The organism is Enterobacter sp. BIDMC 29 (assembly GCF_019378755.1).
In the GTDB taxonomy this organism is placed as follows: Bacteria; Pseudomonadota; Gammaproteobacteria; order Enterobacterales; family Enterobacteriaceae; genus Enterobacter; species Enterobacter ludwigii.
Window position 1 is genome coordinate 1,657,015 of sequence record NZ_CP080000.1, and the last position, 13,089, is coordinate 1,670,103.

11 protein-coding genes are annotated in these 13,089 nt (G+C 53.5%); 4 read left to right on the forward strand and 7 right to left on the reverse strand.

What is annotated here, in order from left to right; genetic code table 11:
• Positions 1-59 precede the first annotated feature (59 nt).
• Entirely contained in the window at positions 60-1,676 is a 1,617-nt protein-coding gene (locus JTA15_RS07355) for an ABC transporter substrate-binding protein (protein WP_047955687.1), read from the reverse strand.
• A 185-nt stretch (positions 1,677-1,861) separates the two neighbouring features.
• Between JTA15_RS07355 and mpaA the strand changes: the two genes are divergently transcribed.
• Positions 1,862-2,575: a murein tripeptide amidase MpaA gene (gene mpaA, locus JTA15_RS07360; RefSeq protein ID WP_020882474.1), complete on the forward strand. Its 714-nt coding sequence runs from the start codon at positions 1,862-1,864 to the stop codon at positions 2,573-2,575.
• Here mpaA and ycjG read toward each other — a convergent pair.
• The gene (ycjG, locus tag JTA15_RS07365; RefSeq protein WP_219373062.1) at positions 2,566-3,531 is read right to left on the reverse strand and encodes an L-Ala-D/L-Glu epimerase; all 966 of its coding nucleotides are present in this window, start codon (positions 3,529-3,531) and stop codon (positions 2,566-2,568) included. The genes mpaA and ycjG overlap by 10 nt on opposite strands.
• Before the next feature lie 107 nt (positions 3,532-3,638).
• Here ycjG and tpx point away from each other — a divergent pair, with 107 nt between their 5' ends.
• Both tpx and JTA15_RS07375 read left to right on the forward strand, forming a co-directional pair.
• On the forward strand, positions 3,639-4,145 hold the full coding sequence (gene tpx / locus JTA15_RS07370) for a thiol peroxidase (RefSeq protein WP_020882472.1): 507 nt from the start codon (positions 3,639-3,641) through the stop codon (positions 4,143-4,145).
• Positions 4,146-4,477: 332 nt separating this feature from the next.
• A complete protein-coding gene (locus tag JTA15_RS07375) occupies positions 4,478-5,686 on the forward strand; it encodes an aldose 1-epimerase family protein (protein WP_025204024.1) in 1,209 nt (402 codons plus the stop codon).
• Between the two features lie 35 nt (positions 5,687-5,721).
• Here the strand turns inward: JTA15_RS07375 and tyrR are convergent, their stop codons facing one another.
• The 3 genes from tyrR to JTA15_RS07390 all read right to left on the reverse strand — a co-directional run bounded on the left by tyrR (position 5,722) and on the right by JTA15_RS07390 (position 9,823).
• A complete protein-coding gene (tyrR, locus tag JTA15_RS07380) occupies positions 5,722-7,263 on the reverse strand; it encodes a transcriptional regulator TyrR (RefSeq protein ID WP_014170325.1) in 1,542 nt (513 codons plus the stop codon).
• Positions 7,264-7,376: 113 nt separating this feature from the next.
• Entirely contained in the window at positions 7,377-8,429 is a 1,053-nt protein-coding gene (locus JTA15_RS07385; protein ID WP_020882470.1) for a YcjF family protein, read from the reverse strand.
• Positions 8,426-9,823 (reverse strand): YcjX family protein, encoded by a 1,398-nt coding sequence (locus JTA15_RS07390; protein WP_032680906.1) that lies wholly within the window; start codon positions 9,821-9,823, stop codon positions 8,426-8,428. Before JTA15_RS07390 ends, JTA15_RS07385 begins: the two co-directional genes overlap by 4 nt.
• A gap of 155 nt (positions 9,824-9,978) precedes the next feature.
• Here JTA15_RS07390 and JTA15_RS07395 point away from each other — a divergent pair, with 155 nt between their 5' ends.
• On the forward strand, positions 9,979-10,989 hold the full coding sequence (locus tag JTA15_RS07395) for a LacI family DNA-binding transcriptional regulator (protein WP_032680905.1): 1,011 nt from the start codon (positions 9,979-9,981) through the stop codon (positions 10,987-10,989).
• Between the two features lie 34 nt (positions 10,990-11,023).
• Here JTA15_RS07395 and JTA15_RS07400 read toward each other — a convergent pair whose 3' ends face one another.
• Both JTA15_RS07400 and JTA15_RS07405 read right to left on the reverse strand, forming a co-directional pair.
• Positions 11,024-11,938, reverse strand: coding sequence for an OmpG family monomeric porin (locus JTA15_RS07400; protein ID WP_219373063.1), 915 nt, complete (start codon positions 11,936-11,938; stop codon positions 11,024-11,026).
• Between the two features lie 66 nt (positions 11,939-12,004).
• Entirely contained in the window at positions 12,005-13,087 is a 1,083-nt protein-coding gene (locus tag JTA15_RS07405) for an ABC transporter ATP-binding protein (RefSeq protein WP_032680903.1), read from the reverse strand.
• Positions 13,088-13,089 lie beyond the last annotated feature (2 nt).

Consider the following 13,089-nt stretch of genomic DNA (forward strand, 5'->3'; position numbering starts at 1 on the left):
CGCAAATGCGCCAGCTCTTAATTTAACGTTCACAACGAAGCCCGTCGGTTACCGGCTCGTCAGTGTTTCTCAATATACATCGTCCGGCTATAAGCCACGTCTTCCGGGTTATTAATGGGGTAACCTTTCACCCATGGTTTGATCAGGCGGCCGTTGGTGTACTGGTAAATAGGTGCGATTGGCGCTTTTTCCGTGAGGATTTTCTCCGCCATGTTGTAGTCTGCGTTACGCGCTTTCGCCGTGTTTTCGAGCGTCGCCTGATGGATAATTTTATCGTACGCCGGATCGTTGAAACGCGAGATATTGCCGCTGTGGGTTGAGGTCAATAACGACAGGAAGGTCGATGGCTCATTGTAATCCCCGACCCATGACGCGCGGATCACATCGAAATTACCGGTATTACGGCTGTCGATGTAGGTTTTCCACTCCTGGTTTTGCAGTTTGACGTCAACGCCGAGGTTTTTCTTCCACATCGAGGCCACCGCAATCGCGATTTTCTGATGGTTTTCTGACGTGTTGTACAACAGGTTCAGCTTCAGCGGGCGCTGAGGGCCATAGCCCGCGGCCTGAAGCAGCGTTTTCGCCTGGGCATTAAGTTCCTGCTGTGACATCTGTTCAAACGGCGAGGTTTCTGGCGTAAACCCTGCCGTCACGTCTGGCGTGAAATGCCAGGCGGGCTTCTCACCGGTTCCTAACACTTTGTCCGCCATGATGCGGCGATCGATGGTCATGCTCAGGGCAAGACGTACACGGGCATCAGCCGTGGGTCCTTTTTGCGTATTAAACGCATAGTAATAGGTGCCCAGCTGAGGCGGTGTATACACTTGTCCCGGAATGTCCTTGAGCAGCTTCTGATACATGTTTTTCGGGAACGATTCGGTGATATCAATATCATCCGCCAGATAGCGTTTAGTGGCCGAGGATTCCTGGTTAATCGGTACGAACGTCACTTTTTGCAGGACGGTTTTGGCGTTATCCCAGTAGTGTGTATTCGGCACCACAACCAGTTTTTCATTCACCACGCGATCTTTCAGAACGTAGGCGCCATTTCCGACCAGAGCCCCCGGACGCGTCCACTCTTTGCCGCTCTCCACATTGGCCTTTTGCACCGGATAGAAGGCAAAGTTTGCCGTCAGATTGCTAAACCACGGCAGCGGTTTATCCAGCTGCACACGTAAGGTTTTTGCATCTACGGCCGTCACGCCCAGCGTATCTGGCGCGGCTTTACCATCAATTATCGCCTGTGCGTTATGGATACCCGCCAGCGCCGCAAACCACGCAAACGGAGACGTGGTTTTCGGATCAACCAGACGCTGCCAGCTGTAGACAAAATCCTGAGCGGTAACCGGCGAACCGTCAGACCATTTCGCGTTATCACGTAAGGAGAAGGTCCAGATACGGTTATCGTTACTCTGCCAGCGCGTCGCCACGCCTGGGGTCAGTTCACCTTTCTCATTCTGATTAACCAGCCCTTCAAAAAGGTCGCGAATGACCTGTATCTCGGGTAATCCCACGGCTTTTGCCGGATCAAGGGAAGCCGGCTCATCTTTAATGTGTCTGACCAGCTCCTGTTTTTGCGCCAGTACCGTGCCCTGTGGCACATCAGCGGCGTACGAAAGTGAAGAGAGTCCGCACAGCAACAGTGCAGCACAGAGACGCGAAACAGGATGCTTCATAAGATCCCCTTTTATGAATTCAGGTAATAAGCAGATGCGTAATTATTTGTTTCGACAATGAGAATTGCAAATACCTTCCTCCGGAAAGTTGATATCCGGCAATTTTCCCGCCATACGGAAACTATTTGATTAACCGCGAGTTTTGCACAACACTGCCAGTAGAGACTTCTTTATCAGGATTTCCTATGGCAATCACCCGACCCAGAGCGGAACGCGGCGCCTTCCCGCCAGGTGCAGAGCAGTATGGCCGTTCATTTTTAGGCGCATCGCTGATTTGGTTTCCGGCCCCCGATGCCGATCGCAACAGCGGTTTGATCATTGCCGGCACGCACGGCGACGAGAACTCTTCTGTCGTCACGCTCTCGTGCGCGCTGCGCACGTTGACGCCCAGCTTACGACGTCATCACGTGATTCTGGCCGTCAACCCGGATGGGTGTCAGCTTGGGTTACGCGCCAATGCGCGGGGAATCGATTTAAACCGTAATTTCCCTGCAGCAAACTGGCGCGCCGGTGAAACGGTTTATCGCTGGAACAGCTCCGCTGAAGAGCGTGACGTTGTCTTACTGACCGGCGACACGCCGGGCTCGGAGCCGGAAACACAGGCGCTGTGCCAGTTAATCCATAAGATCCACCCGGCCTGGGTTGTCACCTTTCACGATCCGCTGGCCTGCATCGAAGATCCGCGGCACACCGAGCTGGGCGAATGGCTGGCGAATGCTTTCGCCCTGCCGCTTGTCTCCAGCGTGGGCTATGAAACCCCTGGCTCATTCGGCAGCTGGTGTGCCGACCTGGGATTACCTTGCATCACCGCGGAATTCCCGCCGATATCGTCAGACGAAGCCAGCGAAAAATATTTAAAGGCCATGGTGGAGCTTCTGCGCTGGCAGCCTCAAAAATGAAGGACGCCGCTGGTAAACGTGAGTGCCGGTGAAACGTCAACCGCCAGCCATGTCGGGCCATCAAGATCGGCAAAACTGACATGATTTACCAGCGGCAGCGCCGCGTTGATCGCCCGGGATGTACACAGCATACATCCCAGCATGATTGAAAACCCCTGAGCCTGCGCCTGTTCTGCCAGCGCCAGCGCCTCTGTCAGCCCGCCGGTCTTGTCGAGCTTGATATTGACCATCTCGTAACGGCCCTGCAGTTCAACCAGGCTATCGCGCGTATGGCAGCTTTCATCCGCGCAGATGGGCAGCGGGTGGATAAAATTCTTCAGCGCCGCATCATCCTGTGCCGGCAGAGGCTGTTCCAGCATGGCCACGCCCAGGTCGGCCAGCAGCTGACATCGTGCGGCAAGGCCTTCGGGATGCCATGACTCATTCGCGTCCACAATTAACGTGGCTGTCGGGACTGCCGAGCGGATAGCGACCATACGCTCGCTGATCAGACGATCGTCAAGCTTCACCTTTAACAGCGTCGCCCCCGCATCAAAGAGTGCTTTTGCGCTGGCGGCCATGTGTTCAGGCTCGCCAATCACTACCGTTTGCGCCGTGACAACCGATGTCGGCAACGTGACGCCTAGCAGCGTCGTCAGCGAGGTTTGCTGTTTGGCAGCCGCCAGGCTCCAGAGTGCGCAGTCAATCGCATTACGCGCCGCGCCGGCGGGTATACGCTGCTGTAACGCCTCGCGGGTGAGCCCTTTTTCCAGATCGGGAACGAGCGTCATGATAAGTGCCATTACCGACGCCAGACTTTCGCCATAGCGCGGGTACGGCGTGCATTCGCCGACGCCCTTAATGCCGTCATCTTCTATCTCCACCACGACCACACTGGCTTCGCTTCGACTGCCGCGGGAGATCACAAACGGGGTATGCAATGGCCAGGCTTCTTCATAGACCTTAACGCTTCTCATCACTGACTCCTTGCGGCCCGGAAAGGCGAAAAAATTGGTTTGCCGTGTTATCCGCTGATGGCATACACTAGCCCCGACGTTAACTATATGTAAACAGGAAGATATCTATGTCACAACTCGTTCATTTCCAGGGCAACCCGGTTACTGTTGCAGGTTCCATTCCACAGGCTGGCAGCAAAGCACAGGCTTTTACTCTGGTGGCTAAAGATCTGTCTGACGTCACACTGTCTCAGTTTGCTGGCAAACGCAAAGTCCTGAACATTTTCCCAAGCATCGACACCGGCGTCTGTGCTGCATCCGTGCGCAAATTCAACCAGCTGGCGACGGAAATGGACAACACCGTTGTGCTGTGTATTTCTGCCGATCTGCCGTTCGCCCAGTCCCGTTTCTGCGGTGCTGAAGGTCTGAGCAACGTCATTACCCTCTCCACCCTGCGCAGCCCGGATTTCCTGGAAAACTACGGCGTGAGCATCGCGGAAGGCCCACTGAAAGGCCTGGCAGCGCGCGCTGTACTGGTTATCGATGAAAATGACAACGTCGTGTTCAGCGAACTGGTTAACGAAATCACCACCGAGCCGGATTACACTGCCGCGCTGGACGTGTTGAAAGCATAATGAATGCTTAGCATTCTATATAGCTTAGCAATCTAATGAAATAACAGGGTTTATTTCTCTTTGCAGGCTCTGGAAGACGACACATGACAAACCTCGCACTGGCGGGGTTTTTTATTCCCTTCAAGCTGAATCGTTAAAGCTAAACCCTTCACCGTTCACATTTACTGTGCAAATAATTGTATTGAAGTTAACTTAATTGCGATCTTATTCTCATATTAGACCTTAAATATTCATATTTTCTTCCCCAGTGAAGCACATCACATTTCCCTTCAGGTCAAAACATTAGATTTGCTGACGAAAGAAAATAATCGTTTCAGCAAAAAGGAAGGGATATGAAAATTAAACTGGCTATTACGCTCCTTGCAGCTTTGATTTCGGGTCATGCTGCGGCGAAAACCTGGGTGCTGACAAGCGCTGAAAGCGGCGTGGAGAAAGGAAACTGGAAAATAACGAGCGATGAGCTGAAGTTAAAAGATCAGGCGTTCAGCATTGAACAAAAAGTGTTGCACGGTGGCAAACAGGAAGGCAGCAAAATCCTTGTTATCAGCAGTAAAAGTGGCCTGACCATTACCTTAAGCCCCTCTCGCGGCATGAACCTGCTCCATGTGGAAGGCTTCGGCACCAGAATGGGCTGGGATTCCCCGGTAAAAGAGGTCGTGAACCCGGCATATATTAATCTGGAAAGTCGCAACGGGCTTGGCTGGCTGGAAGGTTTCAACGAGATGATGGTGCGCTGTGGCTATGAGTGGACGGGGCATCCGGTCACGGCTGACGGCCAAATCTACACGCTTCACGGCAAGGCGGGCAATACGCCTGTATCGCAGGTTGAAGTTGAGGTGGCTGACGCTGCCCCCCATGAAATTCGAATTCGCGGTTTGATCAAAGAGAGCACGTTCAAAAAAGCAGATTTGCAGACCATGACCGAACTGCGTTACGTCCCAGGAACCAACCAGTTCAGTTTGCATGATGTTCTGACAAACCATGCCGATTACCCGCATGATTATCAAATCATCTACCACAGCAACTTTGGTACCCCGATCCTCGAAGAAGGTGCACGCTTCCTTGCCCCGGTCGCGAGCGTCAGTCCATTCAATGACTACGCGAAAGCCGGTGTCAACGACTGGCAGACCTATGCCGGGCCAACGAAAGGCTTTGATGAGATGGTGTTTAACCTCAAACCCCTTGCGGATAACAACCACGAAACCCTCGCGGCCGTGGTGAATAAAGCCGGTGATAAAGGGGCGTCCATTCAGTTTGATACCCGCCAGTTGCCGGTGCTGACCTTATGGAAAAATACCGACACCCTGAAGCAAGGTTATGTGACCGGTATTGAGCCGGGTACCAGCTACGCCTATCCGGTCACCATTGAGCGCGAACAAAAACGCGTTAAGCAATTGCAACCGGGAGCCAGCACACAGTTTGATCTGACCTATACCCTGCTCCATAACCCGCAACAGGTGAAAGACGTGGAGAACCGAATTGCATCGATTCAGGGAGAGACAAAGGTCGACATTAATAGCACCCCTATCGCAAAAGAATGAGTAAAAAAAAGCCTCTTTACAGAGGCTTTTTACCGTTATTCGTCACCCTTCTTTTGATTTAAACCATACTCTCGCAACTTATTGGCAATCGCCGTGTGTGAAACGCCAAGGCGTTTTGCCAGCTTACGGGTGCTTGGATAGCTACGGTACAGTTGCGTCAGCACGGAGCGCTCAAAACGGCTGGTAATGTCATCCAGCGAACCTTCCATCGCCTCTTCACCTACTGACACCGTCCCGGCATCGTAATCCGGTAACAGAATATCCTGCGGGCGCAGTTCATAACCTTCCAGCTGCGTCAGTGCGCGGTAAACGGCGTTCTTGAGCTGGCGAATGTTACCCGGCCAGCCGTAGCGCATGAGCACCGTGCCGAGATCGGCTGAAAGCTTCGGACGCGGTACCCCCTGCTCGTCGGCAAAGCGCGCCACAAAGAGTTCGGTCAGCGGCATGATATCCTGCGGGCAATCGCGCAGCGGTGGGATATTCAGGGTCAGGACATTCAGGCGGTAGTAGAGATCCTCGCGGAATACCCCTTTTTGCACCAGTTCGACCAGGTTTTTCTGCGTCGCACAAATCACACGCACATCCACATGAACTTCGTGATCCTCGCCTACGCGGCGGAACGTGCCATCATTGAGGAAGCGCAGCAGCTTGGCCTGCATGCGTGGCGACATTTCACCAATCTCGTCCAGCAGCACGGAACCGCCGTTAGCCTGCTCGAAGAACCCTTTTTTACCTTCCGGCGCGTGACCAAATAATTCGCTTTCGACGGCATCTTCCGGAATCGAGGCGCAGTTCAGGGCCAGATACGGTTTTGCCGCTCGCGGGCTGGCCAGGTGCACAGCGTGCGCCAGCAGGTCCTTCCCGGTACCGGTATCGCCGGTAATCAGCAGTGGCGCGGTCAGACTCGCGAGTTTGCGCGCCTGATCCACCACATGCCGCATTTTCGGGCTGACGGCAATAATCTGGCTGAATGCCCCCACATCCTGACTGGAGATATTTTGCAGCTGACGGCCCATGCGCACGGTGGAACGCAGCATGATCACGGCACCGGTCAGAACGCGCGTGTCGGCCTCGCCTTTCAGATAGACCGGCGTTATCTCCATTAAGAAATTCTGTCCGTGGATAACCACATGCTCGCTGTGGGTGTTCTGCGGATTGCTGTCCAGCCAGCGCTGGAAGTTAAAGCCGGGAATCAACTGTGCTGCGTTGTGGTTGCTGAGTTTTTCCTGACTCTGCGCGAACAGCTGGCAGCTGGCATGGTTAACACGCTCAACCTTACTTTTTAAATCCAGGGAGAGGAAAGGCTCTGGCATGGCTTCAAGCAATGCGCTCAATGCCAGATGCTCACGCTCCGACGGCATCCAGGGGATGGTGCGTACATCCGTAACGCCAGCGATACGGCGTATTTCTGCCATCAGGCTACTGAACGTATTAAATTCAATTTCGGCAAAATTGAGGTAAATTCGCCCGACAGGATCGATCTCAATGCCACGTAAATCAATGCTACGTAAAACAAGAAGATCGAGTAATTCGCGGGTCAGACCGAGACGGTCTTCACAGAAGACTTCAAGACGCATGGGAAATTCACCGTTTTAAGCCAATAACATTAAAATGATATGTCAGAACACGGTGATCGGGAAGATGGCTGTCAACAAATATTGACAGCCAGCACGATTAATGACCAAACCGGCTACTGAACCGGTTTTTTATTGAGCGTCTCTTTGAGCTGACCGATTAACTCACGTCGGAAATCCCCCAATCGCGGCTTATCGCCATCAATCCACGGCAGTGGACGGCACACTTCCATCGCTTTGATGCCCAGACGGGCGGTCAACAAACCGGCGCCAATACCCTGCGCGGCACGGGCAGAGAGACGCGCCGCCAGATCCTGCGACATCCAGTCCATCCCCACTTCCCGCACCAGCTCACTTGCTCCGGCAAAGGCGATGTTGAGCAATACCAGACGGAACAAGCGAAGGCGGCTGTAGTACCCCAACTCAATGCCGTATAAAGCAGCAATCCGGTTAATCAGACGCAGGTTACGCCAGGCGATAAACGCCATATCCACCAGCGCCAGCGGGCTGACGGCAATCATCAGGGTTGATTCCGCAGCAGAGCGGCTGATTTCGCGCCGCGCCTGGGCATCCAGCACCGGCTGCACCATGTGGGAATACAGCGTCACCACTTCACGATCGTTCTGGGTTTCATGGATAGCGGCATACCAGCGCTGAAGCGCCGGGTGTGACTGGTCAATACCCGCCTGACTGGCCAGCTTTTCACAAAACGCGCGGCCTTTGCCGGTTCCGTGACTGTGGAGCAGATCCCGCGCTTCATCACGCTCATGGGCGCGCTGTCGCAGGCGCCACAGGCGACGCCACTCGGTCGCAACAGACCCGACACCCGCCCCCACAATCAGAGCACCGGCAGCGCAGCCGCCCAACGCGACCCAGTCCTGGGTTTGCCAGGCGTTGACCGCCCACTGGACGCCTTGCCCAACCACGCTAACGCCAAACAATGCCAGCCCGGCAGTCACCATCTTTCGCCACAGGCTGCGTTTTGGGCGAAGCGCGGCTTCCACGACCGCTTCAGCCGGCCCCTCTTCAACAAGCAGCTCTTCGGTCAGCGCCGGGGCAAAGTTATCTGCCTGCGGGCCATTAAACGTCTGCGCGGTTTTAAACGCCTCCGGATGCTCTTGCTCAAGCGTTCCGGTAAAATCAATGCGCGGTTTTAACGGTTCCGTCATCGCAATTTATCTCCAATCAAAAACTCCAGCGCCGCATCCAGACGGATATGCGGTAACGGCTGATCGACCGTCATGACCTGCGGGCGGAAGGCTTCAAACTGGAAGCCCTGGTTCTGCCAGAAGGCCGGCCCCGGAAGGCGTGCGGGCACTTCGCCCGGATAGACAGTAAGCGGTTCGCCGTCGCTGAGACGGTTCCCGCGCAATGCCGGTATTTTCTCGCCATTAAGGTCAATCAACCCACTCTGTGTCGCCTGTACGGAAGCCAGTCCAAGGCAATCCATGCTGATCCCTTCGAACGCGGCATTCTGCCAGGCGTCCTGCACCAGTTGCTGCAGCAGCGACACCATATTGGCATGCTGATCGACCGTCACGTGATCGGCTTTTGTGGCCGCAAACAGCAGCTTGTCGATAACGGGTGAGAAGAGACGGCGAAACAGCGTGCGCTGCCCGTAGTGAAAACTTTGCATTAACTGTGTCAGCGCCAGGCGCATATCGTTGAAGGCCTGCGGCCCGCTGTTCAGCGGTTGCAGACAATCCACCAGCACAATCTGGCGATCAAAACGTAAAAAGTGGTTTTTATAAAAACCTTTCACCACTTTTTCACAGTAGTAATTGTAACGCTCGCGCAGCATTCCGGCGTTAGTGTGTTTGTCCGCCTGGGCCAGTTTTGACTCCCCGATGCCATCCACGTCCGGCCACGGGAAAAACTGCAGCGCAGGTGCGCCCGCCAAATCTCCCGGCAGAACAAAACGGCCCGGCTGGATGAAATGCAGCCCTTCCTGCTTACACTGATGCAGATACTCCGTCCAGGCCTCGGCAATCGCCGCCAGCCGGTTTTCATCGGCAGGCGCCAGCGGATCCAGGCCTTCGCACAGTTTTCGCCATTTCGTCGACCACTCGGCGCGGTTGCCCTGCAACAGCCCCGTCATCTGCCGTGACCAGCTGAGATAATCCTGTGCCAGCATAGGTAAATCGAGCAACCACTCACCGGGATAATCCACAATTTCCAGATACAGGGTGGAGGTATCTTTGAAGTGGCGCATCAGGGATTCATTAGAGCGAAAACGCAGCGCAAGGCGAATTTCACTCACCCCGCGCGTCGGCGTCGGCCAGGTGGGCGGTTCACCATAAAGCTGAGCCAGCCCTTCATCATAGGTAAAGCGGGGAATGCCAAAATCGCGCTGAGGCACACGTTTAACCCCCAGCAGGCGCTCTTCCCGCACGGCGCTCAGCAGCGGCAGCCGCGCCCCACTGTGCAGGTTAAGCAGCTGGTTCACCATCGCGGTGATAAACGCCGTCTTGCCGCTGCGGCTCAGCCCCGTCACCGCCAGACGCAGATGACGGTCAACGCCACGGTTCACCAGTGAATTGAGTTCGTTCTTAAGTCGCTTCATCGCCGTCCTTCATTGCCCGGAAGCCTCAAATACATTGCTTCAGAATACAATAAATGGGGGCAGATCGTTGATTATCAATTCTTATTTATTGCTATTGCCGTTTTCTCTCCAGTAAGATGAACGACATTGCTGTTAGTCAGGAGTGAGTAAGGTGTATGTCACCCACCATCTATGATATCGCACGGGTTGCCGGCGTTTCGAAATCAACCGTCTCCCGCGTTCTGAATAAACAAACGAATATTTCTCCTGAAGCGCGTGAAAAAGTGTTGAAGGCGATTGACGAATTAAATTATCAACCCAATAAACTCGCCCGCGCCCTGACCTCTTCTGGCTTCGACGCCATTATGGTTATTTCGACACGCTCGACGAAAACCACCGCCGGCAACCCTTTTTTCTCTGATGTTCTGCATGCCATTACAGCCAAAGCTGAAGAGGAAGGTTTTGACGTTATTTTGCAAACCTCGAAAAGCAGTGAAGACGATCTGCTGAAATGCGAAAGTAAAATAAAACAAAAAATGATTAAAGGGATCATCATGCTGAGCTCACCGGCAAATGAATCCTTTTTCACAACGCTGGATGCTTATGGCGTACCGGTGGTCGTCATCGGGAAAGTCGAAGGTGATTTTAAGAATATTTACTCGGTCGACACGGATAATTTCCAGGACAGCGCCACGCTAACAGAAACCTTTATTAAAAATGGCCGACGTAACATTGCCTGTCTGCACGCGCCGCTCAATTATCATGTTTCGATTGATCGTCTTGCCGGTTATAAATCCAGCCTGGAAAAGCACGGCATCGCCATTAACCCGGCGTGGATCATCGACGGCGGATATACCCATGAAAGCGCGCTTGCCGCGGCCACAGAATTGCTTTCCTCGGCCACGCCACCTGATGCGGTATTTGCCACCGACAGCATGAAGTTACTCAGCCTTTATCGCGCGGCGGATACTCTGGAACTGAGGATCCCCGAGCAGGTGGTGATTGCAGGATACAGTGACCCGATGCTCTCTCTCATTTTAACACCAGCACCCGGGGGCTTTGATATCCCAACCCGCAAGCTGGGTGAAGAGAGCTGCAATCTTCTTTTCAGGCGTATCGCCGGTCAGCCTGCGCCACAAAAAGTGCTTGTCGATACCCATTTTACGTTAGCGCCCTCTCTTCGTTAAAACCAGGGGCTGAAAGCCCCTGGCATCCGGTCTGTCAGAACGCGTAATTAACGCCAACACCCGCGTAGTGGAAACGGTCGCTGTCGCCTTCGTCATGGTTTTCCCATTCGTAGGCGTATTCCAGCGTCATGGATAATCCATTGTTGAAGTCATACGCGTACAGAAGACCCAGTCGGTTGAAATCGTGTCCTTCACGATCGGGATCGTCCTGCCAGTCCCAGTTCGACCAGCGATCCAGCCCCAGACGGGTATATGGCGTGAGCGTCGTCTGGCCTAATGAAACAGGCAGATACGCGCGAATTTCCTGCGTTGAAAATTCGCCGTTATTACGTGAACTGTCCATATTGAAACCGCGCTCAAGATAATAGTTCACTTTAGCAGAGAAGGTTTCATTAATGGTCCAGGTAAAACCCGTTTCCGTTTCTACACGGCTGTCGGCATAACCGGTTTTTTCCAGGTCATTCGCAAACTGATACATGGCAAACCAGCCACCAAAACGCCAGTCGTCGGACAATTTAATATTCCAGTCCGGTTGAATTTTGTAACGCTGCATATTTGCGCTACCGTCTTTGGCACCGTGTTCATCTTTAAAGTGATAACCGTAATTACGGAAACCGCCGGTCAACCCGAGTGTAAAATCATCGGTGCCAATAAAGCGATAGCGTAATTCAAATTCCGGGCGGTCAAAATAGGACCCACGGGTCATGCTGCTGTAATCAACCGGTCCTTCCTGATACATTGCCAGCGAAAGGGTCCAGGCATCCCATGTGGCATTAAACCATACAGAGGGTTCATATAATCCATCTTTATCGTCGCCCTGACCTTCGACGTTTTCAATTTCATACATGGCACCGATATTAAATTCCCAGTGTTTTGCTGATTCCGTTGCGTGCGCGCAGCTAACCCCTGCGCACAGAACGAGCGCAGCACGTCTTAGTAGAGTACTCATTTAAATGTTCCCTTTATAATTAACTCAAAAAAAACCGGAAATTTGCATTTCCGGTGAACGCCTTTCTTATCTAATAGCCACTTCAGTATCAGCGTCGAAGAAATGACATTTATTCATATCGAACTGGATGCCGATATTATCCCCCGCCGCATAATCATTTACCGCTCCTGCACGAACGACCAGCTCATGCCCGCCCACGGTGGCATAGAGCATGAACTCAGCCCCGGTCAGTTCGGCCACGCTGACTTTTGCCGCAATATCATCGCTACGGCTTTGCAGCGTCAGAATATCTTCCGGCCGGATCCCAAAGACCACGGCTTTACGCTGATATCCGGCGGCATTCACCGCCGCCAGCGTGTCTTCAGGTATCTCCAGACGCAGCGTTTCCGTCACGAAATAGCGATCGTCTATCGCGCCCCGAATAAAATTCATTGCCGGTGATCCGATGAAGCCCGCCACAAACATATTCGCCGGTTCGTTGTAGACCTGCTTAGGTGCCCCCACCTGCTGAATAACGCCATCCTTGAGGATCACAATGCGGGTCGCCATCGTCATCGCTTCCGTCTGATCGTGGGTCACGTAAATCATTGTGGTGTTGAGCTTCTGGTGCAGCTTGCTGATTTCAGCGCGCATTTGCACACGCAGCTTGGCGTCCAGGTTAGAAAGCGGTTCATCCATCAGAAAGACGCCGGCTTCGCGCACAATCGCCCGTCCTAACGCCACGCGCTGACGTTGGCCACCCGACAATGCGCCAGGTTTACGCGTGAGGTAATCACGCAAGCCCAGGATTTGTGCCGCCCAGTTCACGCGCTCTTCAATGACCGCGGGGGGAATTTTCTGCATCTTCAGGCCAAACGCCATGTTGTCGTAAACCGTCATATGCGGATAAAGCGCATAGTTCTGGAAAACCATCGCAATGTCGCGGGACTTGGCGGGCACATCGTTCATGCAGACACCGTCAATCACCAGCTCACCGGCGGAGATCTCCTCCAGCCCGGCAATCATGCGAAGCGTCGTCGATTTACCGCACCCCGAGGGACCCACAAAGACGATAAACTCCTTGTCCTCAATTTCGAGGTTAAAATCCTTAACCACATGGACCTGGTTATCGTAGATTTTCTGAATATGTTTCAGAGACAGTTGAGCCATTT

Bases quoted from the DNA above. Each gene is read 5' to 3' on its own strand.
- JTA15_RS07385 (WP_020882470.1), bottom strand. From the start codon at position 8,429: ATGACGGAACCGTTAAAACCGCGCATTGATTTTACCGGAACGCTTGAG.
- mpaA (WP_020882474.1), top strand. From the start codon at position 1,862: ATGGCAATCACCCGACCCAGAGCGGAACGCGGCGCCTTCCCGCCAGGT.
- JTA15_RS07400 (WP_219373063.1), bottom strand. From the start codon at position 11,938: ATGAGTACTCTACTAAGACGTGCTGCGCTCGTTCTGTGCGCAGGGGTT.
- JTA15_RS07395 (WP_032680905.1), top strand. From the start codon at position 9,979: ATGTCACCCACCATCTATGATATCGCACGGGTTGCCGGCGTTTCGAAA.
- tpx (WP_020882472.1), top strand. From the start codon at position 3,639: ATGTCACAACTCGTTCATTTCCAGGGCAACCCGGTTACTGTTGCAGGT.
- ycjG (WP_219373062.1), bottom strand. From the start codon at position 3,531: ATGAGAAGCGTTAAGGTCTATGAAGAAGCCTGGCCATTGCATACCCCG.
- JTA15_RS07405 (WP_032680903.1), bottom strand. From the start codon at position 13,087: ATGGCTCAACTGTCTCTGAAACATATTCAGAAAATCTACGATAACCAG.
- tyrR (WP_014170325.1), bottom strand. From the start codon at position 7,263: ATGCGTCTTGAAGTCTTCTGTGAAGACCGTCTCGGTCTGACCCGCGAA.
- JTA15_RS07355 (WP_047955687.1), bottom strand. From the start codon at position 1,676: ATGAAGCATCCTGTTTCGCGTCTCTGTGCTGCACTGTTGCTGTGCGGA.
- JTA15_RS07390 (WP_032680906.1), bottom strand. From the start codon at position 9,823: ATGAAGCGACTTAAGAACGAACTCAATTCACTGGTGAACCGTGGCGTT.
- JTA15_RS07375 (WP_025204024.1), top strand. From the start codon at position 4,478: ATGAAAATTAAACTGGCTATTACGCTCCTTGCAGCTTTGATTTCGGGT.